A 14533-nucleotide genomic window follows, 5' to 3' on the forward strand; every position below is an offset into this window, starting at 1 on the left:
GAGTCCCCACCGATGTCCACCTTCCAACTCCGTCATTACATCGACCGCCTGCGCGCCGAGGGCTTCACCGTCCGCGACGACCAGGGCGAGGACCCCGACCTGATCGACATCAACGGCCGGGCCGTGGACACCTGGCGCGAGAACTACCCGTACGACCACCGGATGGACCGCAACCAGTACGAGGTGGAGAAGTACCTGCTGCAGATCGAACTGCTCAAGTTCCAGAACTGGCAGGCCGAATCGGGTCACCGGCACGTGATCGTGTTCGAGGGCCGGGACGCAGCCGGCAAGGGCGGCACCATCAAGCGGTTCACCGAGTACATCAACGTGCGCCAGTCCCGGGTGGTGGCGCTGATCAAGCCCACCGAGACCGAGCTGTACCAGTGGTATTTCCAGCGCTATGTCAGCCATCTGCCCACCCGTAGCGAGCTCGTGATGTTCGACCGGTCCTGGTACAACCGGGCCGGCGTCGAGCGGGTGATGGGGTTCTGCACGGACGCGCAGTACGAGTCGTTCATGGAGCAGGCGCCCATGTTCGAGAAGATGCTCGTGGATTCCGGCATCGGGTTGACCAAGTTCTGGTTCTCCGTCACCCGGGAGGAGCAGAAGACCCGCTTCGCGATCCGGCAGCTGGACCCGGTCCGCCGGTGGAAGCTCTCCCCCATGGACCTGGAGTCGCTGGACAAGTGGGACAAGTACACCGCCGCGAAGGAGGCGATGTTCCGGCGCACCGACACCGACTGGGCGCCCTGGACCACCATCAAGTCCAACGACAAGAAGCGGGCCCGCATCAACGCGATGCGTCACTTCCTCAACCAGTTCGACTACCCCGAGAAGGACCCGCAGGTGGTGTTCGACCCGGACCCGAAGATCGTCCGCCGCGGCAAGGACGCCGTCGGGGACTGAACTCCGAGCAAGGATTCCGGCGGGCTGATCCCACGGAGATCTGAGTGCTGGTGGGGAATGTCTGCGCGACGCCATGCATTGCACTGGGTATGAGCCACACGAATGATCCGACCGTCATCACACGCCTACTCGCGGAGAAGGGCCGGTGGGCCGTGGTGGGCCTGTCCGCGAACACGGGGCGTACCGCGTACGGGATCGCAGCGTACGTCAGGGACCTCGGCCACGAGATCGTGCCGGTCCACCCGAAGGCGGAGACGGTGCACGGTCAGCAGGGGTACCCGGATCTGGCGTCGGTGCCCGGCGAGATCGACGTCGTGGACGTCTTCGTCAACTCGCAGCTCGCGGGTGGCGTGGTGGACGAGGCCATCGCCCGGGGGGCGAAGGCCGTCTGGCTGCAGCAGGGCGTGATCGACGAGGACGCGGCACGGCGGGCCGAGGACGCGGGACTCGACGTGGTGATGGACACGTGCCCCGCGATCGAGGCGCCGCGCCTGGGGTTGGTCTGAGGTCGGCGGGCCCCCGCCGGGCCTAGAATCCGCTGGAGGCCAGGCCGACCATCACGAAGATGAACACGACGTAGAGCGCGACGAGCGCCGCGACGATGGCGATCGAGATGACCCCGAGTCTCTTGGCGGAGGCGCTCGCGGCCTCAGCCTCGGCGTGTCGGCCTGCCGCCCATAGCGGGTAGACGTCCAGCGCGCGGGTCATGGCGACGAACGCCAGCGGCCAGAAACACACGATCGAGGCCACCGCCCACCCGACGTTCGACGGTGGGCCGGGCCGGGCGGACACGGAGGAGCCGGTGAACGCCGCGGTGTCCTGAGCGCCGTAGGCGGCGTTCTGGCCGTACGAGGGCGTGCTCTGCCCGTAGGACGAGTCCTGCCAATAGCCGGACTCCTGTCCGTTCGATGGGCCCGCCCCGTACGGGGAGTCGGAAGAGGAACCGGGATAGTTCGGGGTCGTCATGACCGAATCGTATCCCCGGAGCGAGGTCCTCCGGGGCCGCCTCGCGGCGGGTGCACCCCGTCAGTGGGGATGTCTGCGGAACGCCCGGCCGATCCCCGTCGACTGCACCCCGGACAGCGGCGCGAACGGGGTGGTCTCGATGCGACGACGCGCCCCCGATCCCACTATTCTCCACGTGGCGATCACGCTGCTCCTGTGCACCACCGTCCGCCGGAACACACCGTTGTTGCCGGGAACGATCAACCGGGCGTGATCGAGAGCCACCGCATGGGACCGGTCGCCGTAGCCGAGAAGGTACTCGTCGAAGCCCGGCAGCAGGAGCACGGAGTCCGCGGAACGGCCCGCCGCGGCGAGCCGATCGGGCGCGCCCGGGTCCATCCAGTAGGTGGCGCCGTCGAACGAGACCGCCTCGAGTCGCTCGGACACGGTCTCCAGAGCGGGGCGGACATCTCGCAACGGGAGGCTGGTCCAGCGCCGGAAGTCCTCGGCGCGCGCGGGTCCGTGCGAACGCAGGAACCTCTCGAGCCACTCCGCCACGGCGTGCTCGCGGGTGGGAGTGCGCGGCGCGACCCCGTGCGCTGCCAGCCAGCGCTCGTGATGAGCGAAGCCGTGTACGACGACGTCGGATCCCCTGCCGTCGCCCCCCTCGCCGTCGACCTGGCTGACGAGCCCGTCGACGACGAAGAGGTACAGCAGGTAATAGCCGCGTCCGCCGGAGACGTCGATCCCCTCCATCATCCAGCGATCCTGCAGCTGGGCACGGGTGCGGACACGTGTCCCTGCGATCTCCTCCATGAGGACCCGCTGGGCGCGGTCGATCTCGTCGTCGTCGACCCCGAGCGCGGCGAGCCGCGCGATGTGAGTGGAGCGCGACCGCCCCGCGGCCAACCGGACCATCCACCCGAGATCCTCGCCGGGCACGAGGTGAAGAGTGCCGCGCATGGGCCACGAGCGGACCACGGAGCCGTCGGCGAGAGCGTCGCGGACCTCGCTGATCGTGGCGGGCCGGCCGGCCGGGCCGAGTGAGCGCAGCGCGACCGACTCGAGCACGCCGGGCAGGTCCTGTCCCTGCATGCACGCCATCCATCGCACCGCCTCGGCGGGCGAGGTGCAGCGCTCTCCCACGAGCCGCTGGGAGGCCAGGCGAAGGCGGGCGAGATCGCGGCGGGTGATCGGAGTGGGGCTCGGGGCCTGTCCCACCGACGTCAGCGGGGGGCGACGAGGAGTTGGTACTCGGGGAAGCGGATGAGGAAGCGGCGGACGTAGCTGCACACCGGGCGGATCTTGTTCCCGTCCAGACGCATGCGGGTGAGGACCAGACTGACCAGGAGGCGGGCGATGCCCTGCTGACCGAAGTGCTCCTCGATGACGGTGTGGAGAAGGATGTAGACCTCGCCGTCCTTCTCGTACCCCACCAGGCCCATGAACGTCTCGCCGTCCCACAACTCGAACCGGTCTCTATCGGTGTTGTGGACCAACACCAGTGACTCTACTCGGGACATGGGACTCCTTCGGCAGGGTGTGTTCCACCCCTGATGCTACTCGCCGGGGTACGCTCGCCCCGCACAATTCCATACTCATCCACACGGGAGTCCGCATCGGAGCGCGGGCTGAGAGGACGACCAGCCGGGTCGTCGACCGTCGAACCTGTCCGGGTCATGCCGGCGTAGGGAGCAGTGAACATCATGGGCAGAAACACGTCCACCACCAGCGCAGACACCACCTCGATCGAGGCCGTGACCTGCGGTCCCATCCATTCCAGCAGCAAGTCCTACCTCGAGGTCCCCGCGGAGGGCAGCACCCTGCGCGTGCCCGTCCGCCGGATCGCATTGACCAACGACACGACGTTCGATGTCTATGACACCTCCGGCCCGTACACGGAGTACCCCGACGCGCAGGCGTGCCACGACCTCGCCGTGGGGCTGCCGCCCACGCGCGAGGGCTGGTCCCATCCAGATGCCGTCCCCGCCTCGACGGAGGACTCCACCTCGGTGCGCACCCAGCTGGCCTGGGCCCGAGCGGGTCTGATCACCCCGGAGATGCGCTTCATCGCCGCGCGCGAGGGGATCGACGTCGAGGTGGTGCGAGCAGAGGTGGCCGCCGGTCGTGCGGTCATCCCCGCCAATCACCGCCATCCGGAGAGCGAACCGATGATCATCGGCAAGCGCTTTGTGACCAAGATCAACGCCAACATCGGCAACTCCGCGGTCACCAGCTCGATCGCGGAGGAGGTCGAGAAGATGGTGTGGGCCTCCCGGTGGGGCGCGGACACCATCATGGATCTGTCCACCGGGCGGGACATCCACGAGACCCGCGAGTGGATCATGCGGAACTCCCCCGTCCCCGTGGGGACCGTGCCGATCTACCAGGCACTGGAGAAGGTGGGCGGCGATCCGACCGCACTGACCTGGGAACTCTACCGGGACACCGTCATCGAGCAGTGCGAGCAGGGCGTGGACTACATGACCGTCCACGCGGGCGTGCTCCTGCGGTACGTCCCGCTCGCCGCCAAGCGCGTCACCGGGATCGTCTCGCGCGGAGGCTCGATCATGGCGGCGTGGTGCCTGGCGCACCACCGCGAGTCGTTCCTCTACACCCACTTCGTCGAGCTGTGCGAGATCCTCGCGCGCTACGACGTGACCTTCTCCCTCGGGGACGGGCTCCGTCCGGGATCTATCGCCGACGCGAACGACGAGGCGCAGTTCGCCGAGCTCCGCACACTGGGTGAACTCACCACGATCGCCAAGCGCCACGGCGTCCAGGTGATGATCGAGGGCCCGGGACACGTGCCGATGCACCTGATCGTCGAGAACGTGCGACTCGAGGAGGAGTGGTGCGAGGAGGCGCCGTTCTACACGCTCGGGCCGCTGGCCACGGATATCGCGCCGGGCTACGACCACATCACCTCCGCCATCGGGGCCGCGAGGATCGCCGAGGCCGGCACGGCGATGCTCTGCTACGTCACCCCGAAGGAACACCTTGGCCTTCCGGACCGCGACGACGTCAAGACCGGCGTGATCACCTACAAGATCGCCGCGCACTCGGCGGACCTGGCCAAGGGCCACCCGGGCGCGCAGGCCAGGGACGACGCACTCAGCACCGCACGGTTCGAGTTCCGCTGGCGGGACCAGTTCGCACTGGCCCTCGACCCGGACACCGCGTTGGCCTACCACGATGCGACGCTGCCCGCCGAGCCGGCCAAGACCGCCCACTTCTGCTCGATGTGCGGACCCAAGTTCTGCTCGATGCGGATCTCGCAGGACATACGGGCCTATGCCGAGGAGCACGGACTGACCACTATAGAGGCTATCGAGAAGGGCATGAAGGATGCATCTGACCAGTTCAGGGCAGGTGAAAGTCGGGTCTACCTCCCGGTGTCCGAGGTGCGATCCTGATGCCTAAACAGACCCCGGGACGCGAGAAACCTGACACGTCCCTGACGCCCCTCGAAGGCCCCGAAAACGGCTCGTGACACCACAGTGACACCAAGCGCATAAACAACAAGCCCCCGACCAGTAGGCCGGGGGCTTGTTGTGCGTGCGTCCCTCCCGCATTTCGCATTCGATCATCCACCGTGGTCTGACCCTAGGGGTGCGCGAGAGCTTTCGTCACCTGACAGACCTCCATGTCTGCGAACCGCTGCGCCAGGTCAGCGACGTCTCCTCTGATGTAGAGCGGGTGCAGGACCGCAGCCTGGAACTGGAAGCGCACGTCCCTCAGGGCCTCATCGGCGCAGCAGGGACACAGGCCGCGGCTCTCCATGAGTTCGAGCACGAACTCGATCGCGGCGTGCAGCTCTTCGTATGACTCTGCGGCGGTGTTCTCATCGAGGTACTCGAAGATCATGGGTGAAGCACCCGCCGTCCGACCTCGGCGGCCGTAGGCCGATAGACCTTCCCGGACTCGGGCGCGATCATCCGCTCGACCCGCTGGGCGATCCCGCGGCGGAGCACCGCGGCGTCCTCCGAGGCGCACTCGGCTGAATACCGATCCTGCGCGGTGAGCGCCTCCGCCTCGGCGGTTAGTGTCGCCCACTCCCGGAGCTGGTCGCTGAGCGCGGCGGTCTGCGCGGCGGTGAGGGTGACCGACCCAAACGACCCGCCGAGGCTGATCATCGGAAGCCCACCGCGCATGACGATCGCCGCGATCGCGGTTCCATCCGAGCCAGAGAGACTGACCGCGCGGAGAAACCTCTGATCGTGGTCGAGATTTTTGAGCATGTGGTCTGTCCCCTCGTTGGTCATGCTTGACATGCGGTTTCCCTGTCCCCTCATGATGAACACCTCGGCAGCTCGGGCCGTGAGAGGAATGCGTCCAGGTCGCTGCGGCGGATCCGGTGCCAGCCCTGGCGGCCGGTGCGCGTGGTCTTGAGGTGCCCGGCGTAGATCCACGCCCGAAGCGAGGTCGCACCGATGCCCTTTTCGCGCGCCGCCTGCGGCACCGTGAGGAACTCGGAGTTCTCCGTTCTCGTGGTCATGTGTTCTGCCCTTTCAGGTGGTGAGGTGATCGGAGTCGTAACCCCGGATGTCGGTGCCGAGGGCGCGAGCATCAGCTATCAGTGAAGCGCGAAGCCCTGACACCACTGCATCGGTGACGAGCCCAGCCGTCATTAGCGCCCCCGCGGTGGCCACCGGTCCGGCCGGCACCGGGGCGGAGAGCAACTCGGTGGGATCGCCGAGGGTCAGCCACTCGTCCGCGATGCCATCCACGACGCCGCAGACGGTGGTCTGGGGGTGCACTGGCATCCATCGCCGGAGCCAGTCGGCGGAGATGACCGGGACGGCCGTTCCCCGGAGCACGGCTGCGGGGATACCTGTCATTGTCTCGACCGGCTCCAGGTCGAGGTAACGCGAAGGATGGAACCCCCCGACGCCGCGTGCTCGCTCCAGGGTCCGGACCGACGATGCGCGGATACGAGCCCCGGCCCAGTCGCGCCGGGCGGTCATCGAGGCACCGAAGCCGTTCTCGGCGGCGAGGGGGTCAGAGGCCGCGTTCCGCGAGATTCCCCTCCACAACGCCGAGCGGGGCAGCAGCCTCTGGGCGGTGGTCTCGGTGGTCTGGGTGGCCACTATGCAGGCCGATAAGTACTCCCGCGGCCCGACGCTCCCGGTGGGGTACGAGAATGTCCCGGTGTTCTTGCGGTAGTCGGCCAGGCGACTGCGGGGGTCGGTGGTGTATCCGGACCGGTAGATGGTCGGGGTGTCGCCGACTGCCACGAGGTAGATGTATCCGACGGGCCGGTAGGGCTGGCGTCCCTCGACACGCTCAGCCTGGGTGGCGGTCATCGCCGCGGACGGGGTGCGCTCGGAGGACCAGACCCACGGCAGGTTGGTGATCAGTTCGCCGCGGCTGTCGACCGGACGCGACCCCTTGGGTGGGGAGGCGAAAGAGGTGAGCAGGGCCGTCTCCCGCTCGCAGGGGATGTCCATGGGGTTCCTGTCGATGGGGCGGACTCCCCGCTGCGAGAGGCCTGTGACGGCGAACCGATCGCGGCAGGGAGCCCTTACTGGTGGGGCGCCCTTGGTTGTTGCGATGAGGCTGGTGACCTCGCAGGGCGGATTCCAGTGCTCGGTGCAACACCGGCGGGTGGAGGTCGTGTTGTGACATTCTCGGTGCTGGTTCATGCCAGAGGCGTGAGGTCGCTGATCGGGGGCCCACATTCGGCGTTGACCAGTGAGTCACGTGAGCGAGCTCGGCAGCCGCTGGATACACTGTGCGGCCTTGACCCCACCTTGGACTGAACCGCTGTGACCCTTTGGGCGCCTGGCCTGAATGTGGGATGCACTATCCGGTACTTCGTACCAGGACGGCACAAACCGGTGGCCACGACGACGTCACGTGCGTCGTCGCGGCCACCAGCATATTGACTCAGTTGCGGGTCTTGCAGTGCGGGCAGGTGACGGTGACGCCGTTCCAGGATCGCTTTCCCCAGAATGCGCGTTCGCAACCGCGGCATTTGTGGGGTTCGGTGTACTCTCCAGTCCGGGCGGTGGATGCTGTGACTGCCATCTTTTCTTCTCCATTCTTCGCCCAAGGTGAGCGCGCTTGACAAGCCCTTGTGTCGGCTTACGTATTTACGTGCTTCTTGACCGGCTCGCTATAGCGGTGCTCGCCGAAGCTCCTCGGCATCGGCACGGTCGAGGTGAACCGTCCCATGCTGTTGGAGAGGTCGCCGGTACCGCCGCAGTCCGGGCAGCGGTCACCACCGTCCTCGCCGTCGTCCGGTGTTGGGGTTCGCCAGAGGACCGTCTCGGGATCGCTTCCGCTGACTACGTCCTCGCCTTCACTCTGTCCTACTGCGAATTGCCGCAGTCCGAGGGTTTCGTGGATGTCAGGGTCCAGACTCGCCAGGACGAGGTTCCGGTCCTGGAACGAGGACAACAGTCGACGGTATCGCCGTGTTGCCGGGTGCTCCGCGTCAGCGACCCTGGACTGTGTGTGCAGAAGCCCGAGCACGATCGGGAGCTTGAGCGCATTTAGCCGCGAGGTCGCCCAGATGGGTGCGCCCGCTGAACCGACATCGTTCTTGTACCCATGATCGAGGTAAGCCGCGTAGCGGGAGCTCTGCGCGCACCGGATGCATGCTCGGGTCGCGCCGCTGGCCGCGAACGTTACCTCGACTCCGCGTCCTTCCGCGTACACGATCCCACCCACGACCGGCACGCCCAGATGCAGGCCGAGGCGATGTACCCGGGCCTGCGCGTCGAAGCTGTCGGTGAAGGCGCAGAGCACACTCGCAGCCGGGCAGGGGTAGATAGAGCCCGGGAGCCATCCGACCGCGAGCCGACGGACTGCGGCATCGCTGAGTGCTTCGAGATTCGCCTGCACGGTCCACACCCGCACGTCGGGGTTGATGTCGGCTAGACGCTTCGCGATCGCCTCCACCTTCGGGCTCCCGATGGCACTGAGGTAAGTCTGCTGGGTCGCGAGGTTCGGCATCTCGACGATGTCGTCATCGACGAGCACGAACTCGCCAGTTCCGGCGCGAGCCATGTCCTCAAGGAAGGCCGCGCTGCCACCGCAGCCGACGGCGACGATCCGGGCGCGAGCCATAGCGTGCAGATCGTACGCGCCGTTCACTCGCTGGAAGGCAAGGTTCGGCGCGAACTGGCACGGAACGTCAGGCAGGACATGCACGTCCAGATCCACCAGTTCGGTGCCGCCGCTCTTCCGGACGGAGGCGTAGCCACAGACGGAGAATCTCCCTGTGTCAGGCACCGTCTGCAGGATCGGAAGCGCAAACTGATCGAGTTCCGGGATACCCTGCATGATCCTAGCGCTGTACTCGAGGTCGGGGCGCGAGGGGCGAAGCGAACCACGCGGGTGGCTGTGGGCGAAGCCGAGCAGGTTGACCCCGGCGGGGTTCCACGTGTCGCGCAGCAGAGTGTTCACCGCCTGGAAGTCGGGGTAGTAGGTGACGGCCGTGCGGTCCGATGTCTCATCGGGGTAGAACTCTTCGATGACCCCTGACCCGCGGGTGCCGCCAAGCGGCCCGCCTGTCTCGGCCGACGCCGCGCCGATCGTGCTCTCGAGACTTCGCCACACCGGCGCGGTGAACACAAGCGGGGCGGGCTTATTCAGCTGCCACGGATCCAACGGGAGAATCTGCTGCCCCGTCGCGTCCGCGGCGGGTTGTGGTAGACGGCGCTCGGGAGCGCGGAAAATCGGCCGCCGCGCCGACTTAGAGTGTCGTGTGCGCTTCATTGATTGTTCCTCCGGTTCGAGAACAGGCCTCTCAGGCCGGTTGGCCGAGAGGGATGAACATGCATCGGTTCGTATGCCGACGCGGGGCGTGGAGCTTGACGGGGAGCAGGCTGCGCGTACTGGATGGGCGCGGGAGCCTCGGTGATGAGGCCAACGTGATCGCGCAGCGCCCATGTCGCGGATGAAGAGAGGTCCGGCACTTCCCGCGCTGGACCGGGTGCGGGGAAGACCCCGGTGAGGATGTAGTCCCACGTCGCGTCTGCCCAGGCACGAGCGGCGCCCTTGGCTTGATCTAGTGTTGTCGGCGCGGGTACCCAGCAGATGTACCGACCACGCGCGTCAGTCAGCCGGTGGGACGGGTGTGTTCCGTCGGGTCGGCCGTTGTATGACGGCTGCTCTGTGATGTAGACCCGCCACTCGTGAGCGGATACCTGCACAAAGTCGAAGCGAAACGTAGCCTGACGGTCCAGGGTCGTGTAGCAGGTGTTCTTGATCTCGAAGGCCATCGTCTTTTCCCCTCAGTGCGCTGGTGAGATCGAGAGGGGTGTACGGCCCGGGCCAATGCACCCACCCGGGCCGTACACTGGGCACGCTGGGTATTCAGCGTGAGCCGCTATCAGCGGCTGTGGAAACCACCAGCAGGGATCTCATCCCCACCGTGGAAACCACCAGCAGGGATCTCATCCCCACCGTGGAAACCACCTGCAGGGATCTCATCCCCGCTGAACGCGGTGTTACACATGCTCATCACCTCCTTGTTGTGTCTCCGATCCGTCCACGCCCGATCCGGTTGATCGAGTACTCATGAACGATTCAGCTCTTCGGCTGCCTGGCGCGCGTTCGGGAACACTCCCGATTCGCGGTACCGGCAGGTCGCGGCCACCCACAGGGCGAGGGCGCCGGACATCTGGTTGGCGTCGCGTGGCTCGGGCTCCCAACAGACATAGCCGCGACCGAACGTGTCGGTCAGCCGGTGTGTCGAGCCGAGTCCAGTCAAGCGACCCATGTAGTTAGGCTGCTGGATGATGTACGCACGGCAGACTCCGTTCGCCATCCGAACGAGCGCGAAGACGAACTTCTGACCGTGCCAGTGGATCGTCGTCGTCGGCAATACACACAGCAACGGCAAAGTGCTAGTGCGCTGGTAGACGAACCTCTGCCCCGGCAGCAGGCTGGTGTATCCGGTCACGGTGCCACCCCGGGGAACCGCGAAGTACAAAAGCACGCCGACGGCGATGAGCGGGATGACGAGCAGGCCGGTCATGATCCGTCGCCTCCGACTTCCGGATCGCGGTCACGCTCATGGGGATCGGTGATCGCGCAAACGACACCTGCGCCCTGATAGTAGATTTGCGCCCGCTCCGCATCGAAATCGGCAAACTGTTCTCCGAGGTCGGCATCGACGAGGTACTCAATGGCACGCACGCCCAGCCGATTCCCGCGCATCCGTCGCAGCACATCCCCCAGATACTCGGGAGCGATCCATTCGACGCGCACGCCGTAGTCCGCCGCCACCGTCATCACCGAGCGAGTGGTCACTTCCACCAGAGCCTCCGGGCTGAGCTCCGTGAACGTGACGATCTCGCTGAACCGGCCGACGAGCTCGGGGGCGAGCCCGTGCCGCAGTAGATGCGATCGACCCTCCAGATCATCCCGGACGTCTCCGCCGATCTCGTCCGCCCCGAGATTCGAAGTGAACAGGAGAACAGCCTTAGTGGCGCGCACCCGCCCGTATCTCTCCGTGTCCAGCCGACCCTTGTCGAGCAGGTTCATGATCGTGAACAGCACAGCGGGGTGTGCCTTCTCGATCTCATCGAACAGCACCACCACGTCCCCGTTCCGCGCCAGACGGCTCGCCAGGCACTCGTCCCCGTAGCCGATGTAGCCGGGAGGAGTTCCGATCAGGCGCGCCACGGAGTGCTTCTCTGAGAATTCCCCCATATCGAGGCGGATGAACTCCCACTCTTTGCGGGTGAGTGAGGTCAGCGCCTCCGGGATCGTCTCGGCCGCAGTTGTCTTGCCGACAGCGGTCTTGCCAATCAGGACCGTCGAGTCTGGCCGCCTCGGGAAGGGCTTGTTGACATGACGAGCCACCCTCGCTCCGAGACGCGACACCGCGTAGTCCTGGCCCGCTACGCGAGCGAGCAGCTGATTGCGAAAATCGATCTCCGACACCCGCCGCACGCATTCACCCTCGACGGGAACGTTGCTGAGCGACGTCACCTCACTCGGTGCCGACGAACTAGGCCGAGCCTGCGCCCCCGAATGAATCGGGTCGGAAGTGCTCACATTTGAAGCGGGCGCGACGTCTTCGAGCCATGCGAGAGCGGCGTTGAGGTCAGGGAACACCCGCTCCCCACGCTGGAGCCATTCGGCGACCTCGGCGTCGTCACCCACGTAGGTGTGACTGCGGTCGACGAACAGATGTAGGCCCTGTTCGGTGTTCTCAACTCCGATACGGCCAGCCACGGGATAAGTGCCAGGTGGCAAACGGTGATCAGTGAACGTAACGCATACCTCGGCAGAGCGGGCCGCGAGGCTCGCCCGCACTGCGGGCGGAAGATGGGGAATCCAGCGATCCACTACACCGCCACCCCCTGGGAGTATTTCCACCACGGCTTCTTCCCCTCCGAGAGCTGGTTCAATCGATGAGTCCATTACAGGCTCGAACTAACGTGCGTGCAGAGAAGGATCCGTGGGAACTTCAGGGAAACCGGCAGCAGCCTGGTAGCGTTCCGCTCGGGCCTGGTAAGAATCTGGTATCCGAAGATTCGGGGCATGCGAGAGAGGAACGCATGGGCGCCTTCATCGAGGTGGATGAACTAGTTACCGAGCTGAAGTTGGTTCGGAGACTGGGTGTCGCAGGCGTTCCTCTAGAACGAATTAAGTCGCTTGAGGTGTTGATACAACGGCTATTTCCTGACGTGCAGCAGAACTATCGCAAGGCACGACTCCGTGAAACCCTCGTCAGAGGCATGAAACGTCTTGATGGACCTCACGAGCGAGGAATCGGCATTTCCTTGGGTCTTCACCCGGACTACGACACCAAGAATTCCGGGTACAGACGCGAGCATTTCGCGGCCCACTACAATCTATCGGCGGAGTCAGTGCGACGACGTGGCGGGATAGAAGAACAAGTGTTTGAAATTCTCGCACGCGCGCTTCTATCCCTGTCGCCGCCGACAAGCTCTCCGCCGCTGAATTCTCATCAAGAAGTGAGCAGCAGTCCAACGCGCGATGACCTCACAGCGTCCGATTTCAAGAATAACCAGTTCCGCATAAGTAGATCACCGTCGGCGTACCGCGACCTAATTGGAGAATTGGAGTCCTCTGCCAGAAGAATCGATAGCTTCCCAAAACGCCTCTCGGTAGTGTTCAAATCGGACCGCGCGATAGAACAGATTGCGCTACAGCGGTTCGGGCGTGGGAGTTCAATGATAGAGCCATACGTCGAAGAACACATACTACGGCGCAAGACATTCTACGACAACCTTGCGAGCGGCACCATCGTACGGGAGATCTACATCGCGGACGATCTAAGAAACTACCTCCTGCATGGGCGCCACGGAAAAGATGTGACGCTTTCCCGCGATGACCTAGTAGAGAGCTTGCACCTTTGGCGCGAGTGCATAGAAAACTATCCAGACAACTATCTGGTTGCATTCACGTCTGAACGTATTCCGTTCAAGTATGAGGTCATCGATGGGCGTGCAATTGTCATGCACGAAGCCATCTCGGGCAACGATCGGGATCGACTCAACGCCTTCGCCGTTCTCCACGAGGAGTTCGCCGGCGCGTTCCACAGAGACTTCGAGCTCGTGTGGGAGCGAACGCCCACGGAAAACCGTAGTCTGGAGCGTATACTCGGCTTCATCGCCGAGCTTTACCAAGTAGAAGAGAGCGGTTGACGTGTCACACTTGGCCAAATTCTCGCCCAACGAGCTTATGGTCGCTCGATTCGACCATTGGATCGTAACTGTACGCGGAAAACAGCTCACCCCTGGCGACCTGGTCGTCCTTCCCCTTGCTCCGTACGCGCACTTCGACGAGGTCGGCACCGAAGCTGCAGTGGAGTTGATCAACGTACTCGGTAAAGTCGAGCATGCAGCTCTAGGGCCGCTCGGCGCCGATCGGGTGAACGTGGTCGCAGCTATGATGAAAGACCCCTTCATTCACTTCCACTTCTTCCCTAGATTTGCAGAACCGACTGAAAACTTCGGGACGACCTGGGTGGACGAGGACTGGCCGCGAGCGATTACACTGCGTGACACCGAAACGTCGCACGATGTACTCACTGCCGTGAAGACCTTCTACGTCGAGCACATCGATGGCTCAGGAGATTGAAGGAGGGGACAAGCGCATCGGAATTGCGGTGCTCGAAAAGGCAGGATTCCTTACTCCGAAGACCTTTTTCCTCTCTACTACGCCGAAATTCTTCCCAAACCTAGATTCCGAGGCCGTCATCTTTCGGCCCAGTTTAGCTGGTGAATTCGAAGCGCATGCAGTGGAAACAACATCTGGAACCGTCGAATCGCTCGTCGTGCACCGCCCCGAGTGGTACCAGTATGCACACAAGGTCGCCACGATGGTCGAAACCTACCCGACGATTGTCCAGCCCTTGGTCGCGCAGTCAGCAGGCGCAATCGCCCACTACTGGCCCAACCAAGAGGTAATCCGCGTCGCAATCGCCGACAGCACCTCGCATGTCTCAAGCGGCGCAAATGTTCAGTTGACAGGACGCATTTTTCTGGGCGAGGGGGAATTCACGACGAACGTCGCATCCATCGGGGTGCAGCCCGCCCGAGTTTTGGCTGCGATCCACGAACTTGCTTCGGCATTCGCCGCACTTCCGCGCTTGCAAGCCTGGGAGCTCGAAATGTGCCTAAACGAGGAAGGCACGTTACTCTTGCTTCAAGCTCAACCATCGTCTGCACCATATAGGGAGATATTGAATTGA

The 14533-nt window shown here is 64.6% G+C and carries 16 protein-coding genes and 1 riboswitch; of the genes, 6 read left to right on the forward strand and 10 right to left on the reverse strand.

The annotated features are described in order from the left end of the window. The first annotated feature begins 12 nt into the window (after positions 1–12). Both ppk2 and NJE57_RS04465 read left to right on the forward strand, forming a co-directional pair. A complete protein-coding gene (gene ppk2, locus NJE57_RS04460; RefSeq protein WP_319027198.1) occupies positions 13–906 on the forward strand; it encodes a polyphosphate kinase 2 in 894 nt (297 codons plus the stop codon). Between the two features lie 89 nt (positions 907–995). Continuing rightward, positions 996–1412, forward strand: a complete 417-nt coding sequence (locus NJE57_RS04465) for a CoA-binding protein (RefSeq protein WP_319027199.1) — start codon at positions 996–998, stop codon at positions 1410–1412. 22 nt (positions 1413–1434) lie between these two features. Here the strand turns inward: NJE57_RS04465 and NJE57_RS04470 are convergent, their stop codons facing one another. From NJE57_RS04470 to NJE57_RS04480, 3 genes are read right to left on the reverse strand one after another with little or no spacing between them, the layout of a single operon-like run. Next, a complete protein-coding gene (locus tag NJE57_RS04470; RefSeq protein ID WP_319027200.1) occupies positions 1435–1872 on the reverse strand; it encodes a CD225/dispanin family protein in 438 nt (145 codons plus the stop codon). A 60-nt stretch (positions 1873–1932) separates the two neighbouring features. After that, the gene (locus tag NJE57_RS04475) at positions 1933–3072 is read right to left on the reverse strand and encodes a winged helix DNA-binding domain-containing protein (RefSeq protein ID WP_319027201.1); all 1140 of its coding nucleotides are present in this window, start codon (positions 3070–3072) and stop codon (positions 1933–1935) included. Positions 3073–3077: 5 nt separating this feature from the next. Continuing rightward, complete coding sequence (locus NJE57_RS04480) at positions 3078–3374, reverse strand: GNAT family N-acetyltransferase (RefSeq protein WP_179523462.1); 297 nt, start codon at positions 3372–3374, stop codon at positions 3078–3080. A 73-nt stretch (positions 3375–3447) separates the two neighbouring features. Further along, a riboswitch (TPP riboswitch) is annotated at positions 3448–3562 on the forward strand. Between NJE57_RS04480 and thiC the strand changes: the two genes are divergently transcribed. Next, positions 3558–5267 (forward strand): phosphomethylpyrimidine synthase ThiC, encoded by a 1710-nt coding sequence (gene thiC, locus NJE57_RS04485; protein WP_319027202.1) that lies wholly within the window; start codon positions 3558–3560, stop codon positions 5265–5267. Its footprint overlaps the riboswitch before it by 5 nt. Before the next feature lie 190 nt (positions 5268–5457). On the opposite strand, the gene NJE57_RS04490 is transcribed toward thiC, so the two are convergent. The 7 genes from NJE57_RS04490 to NJE57_RS04520 all read right to left on the reverse strand — a co-directional run bounded on the left by NJE57_RS04490 (position 5458) and on the right by NJE57_RS04520 (position 12045). Further along, complete coding sequence (locus NJE57_RS04490; RefSeq protein WP_319027203.1) at positions 5458–5718, reverse strand: hypothetical protein; 261 nt, start codon at positions 5716–5718, stop codon at positions 5458–5460. Next, positions 5715–6125: a hypothetical protein gene (locus NJE57_RS04495; RefSeq protein WP_319027204.1), complete on the reverse strand. Its 411-nt coding sequence runs from the start codon at positions 6123–6125 to the stop codon at positions 5715–5717. The genes NJE57_RS04490 and NJE57_RS04495 overlap by 4 nt, the downstream gene beginning before the upstream one ends. 17 nt (positions 6126–6142) lie before the next feature. Next, on the reverse strand, positions 6143–6349 hold the full coding sequence (locus NJE57_RS04500; RefSeq protein WP_319027205.1) for a helix-turn-helix domain-containing protein: 207 nt from the start codon (positions 6347–6349) through the stop codon (positions 6143–6145). 13 nt (positions 6350–6362) lie between these two features. Continuing rightward, entirely contained in the window at positions 6363–7301 is a 939-nt protein-coding gene (locus tag NJE57_RS04505; protein ID WP_319027206.1) for a hypothetical protein, read from the reverse strand. 637 nt (positions 7302–7938) lie between these two features. Continuing rightward, positions 7939–9576 (reverse strand): ThiF family adenylyltransferase, encoded by a 1638-nt coding sequence (locus NJE57_RS04510; RefSeq protein ID WP_319027207.1) that lies wholly within the window; start codon positions 9574–9576, stop codon positions 7939–7941. An 802-nt stretch (positions 9577–10378) separates the two neighbouring features. Continuing rightward, on the reverse strand, positions 10379–10840 hold the full coding sequence (locus NJE57_RS04515; protein ID WP_319027208.1) for a hypothetical protein: 462 nt from the start codon (positions 10838–10840) through the stop codon (positions 10379–10381). Further along, on the reverse strand, positions 10837–12045 hold the full coding sequence (locus NJE57_RS04520; protein WP_319027209.1) for an AAA family ATPase: 1209 nt from the start codon (positions 12043–12045) through the stop codon (positions 10837–10839). Before NJE57_RS04520 ends, NJE57_RS04515 begins: the two co-directional genes overlap by 4 nt. A 326-nt stretch (positions 12046–12371) precedes the next feature. Here NJE57_RS04520 and NJE57_RS04525 point away from each other — a divergent pair, with 326 nt between their 5' ends. Genes NJE57_RS04525 through NJE57_RS04535 form a run of 3 tightly spaced genes read left to right on the forward strand, consistent with a single transcriptional unit; the run spans position 12372 to position 14533 of the window. Beyond that, a complete protein-coding gene (locus NJE57_RS04525) occupies positions 12372–13484 on the forward strand; it encodes a hypothetical protein (RefSeq protein ID WP_319027210.1) in 1113 nt (370 codons plus the stop codon). Positions 13485–13494: 10 nt separating this feature from the next. Then, positions 13495–13920, forward strand: coding sequence for a hypothetical protein (locus NJE57_RS04530; protein WP_319027211.1), 426 nt, complete (start codon positions 13495–13497; stop codon positions 13918–13920). Continuing rightward, the gene (locus tag NJE57_RS04535; protein WP_319027212.1) at positions 13904–14533 is read left to right on the forward strand and encodes a hypothetical protein; all 630 of its coding nucleotides are present in this window, start codon (positions 13904–13906) and stop codon (positions 14531–14533) included. Before NJE57_RS04530 ends, NJE57_RS04535 begins: the two co-directional genes overlap by 17 nt.

The organism is Dietzia sp. PP-33, assembly GCF_033790845.1.
Lineage (GTDB): Bacteria > Actinomycetota > Actinomycetes > Mycobacteriales > Mycobacteriaceae > Dietzia.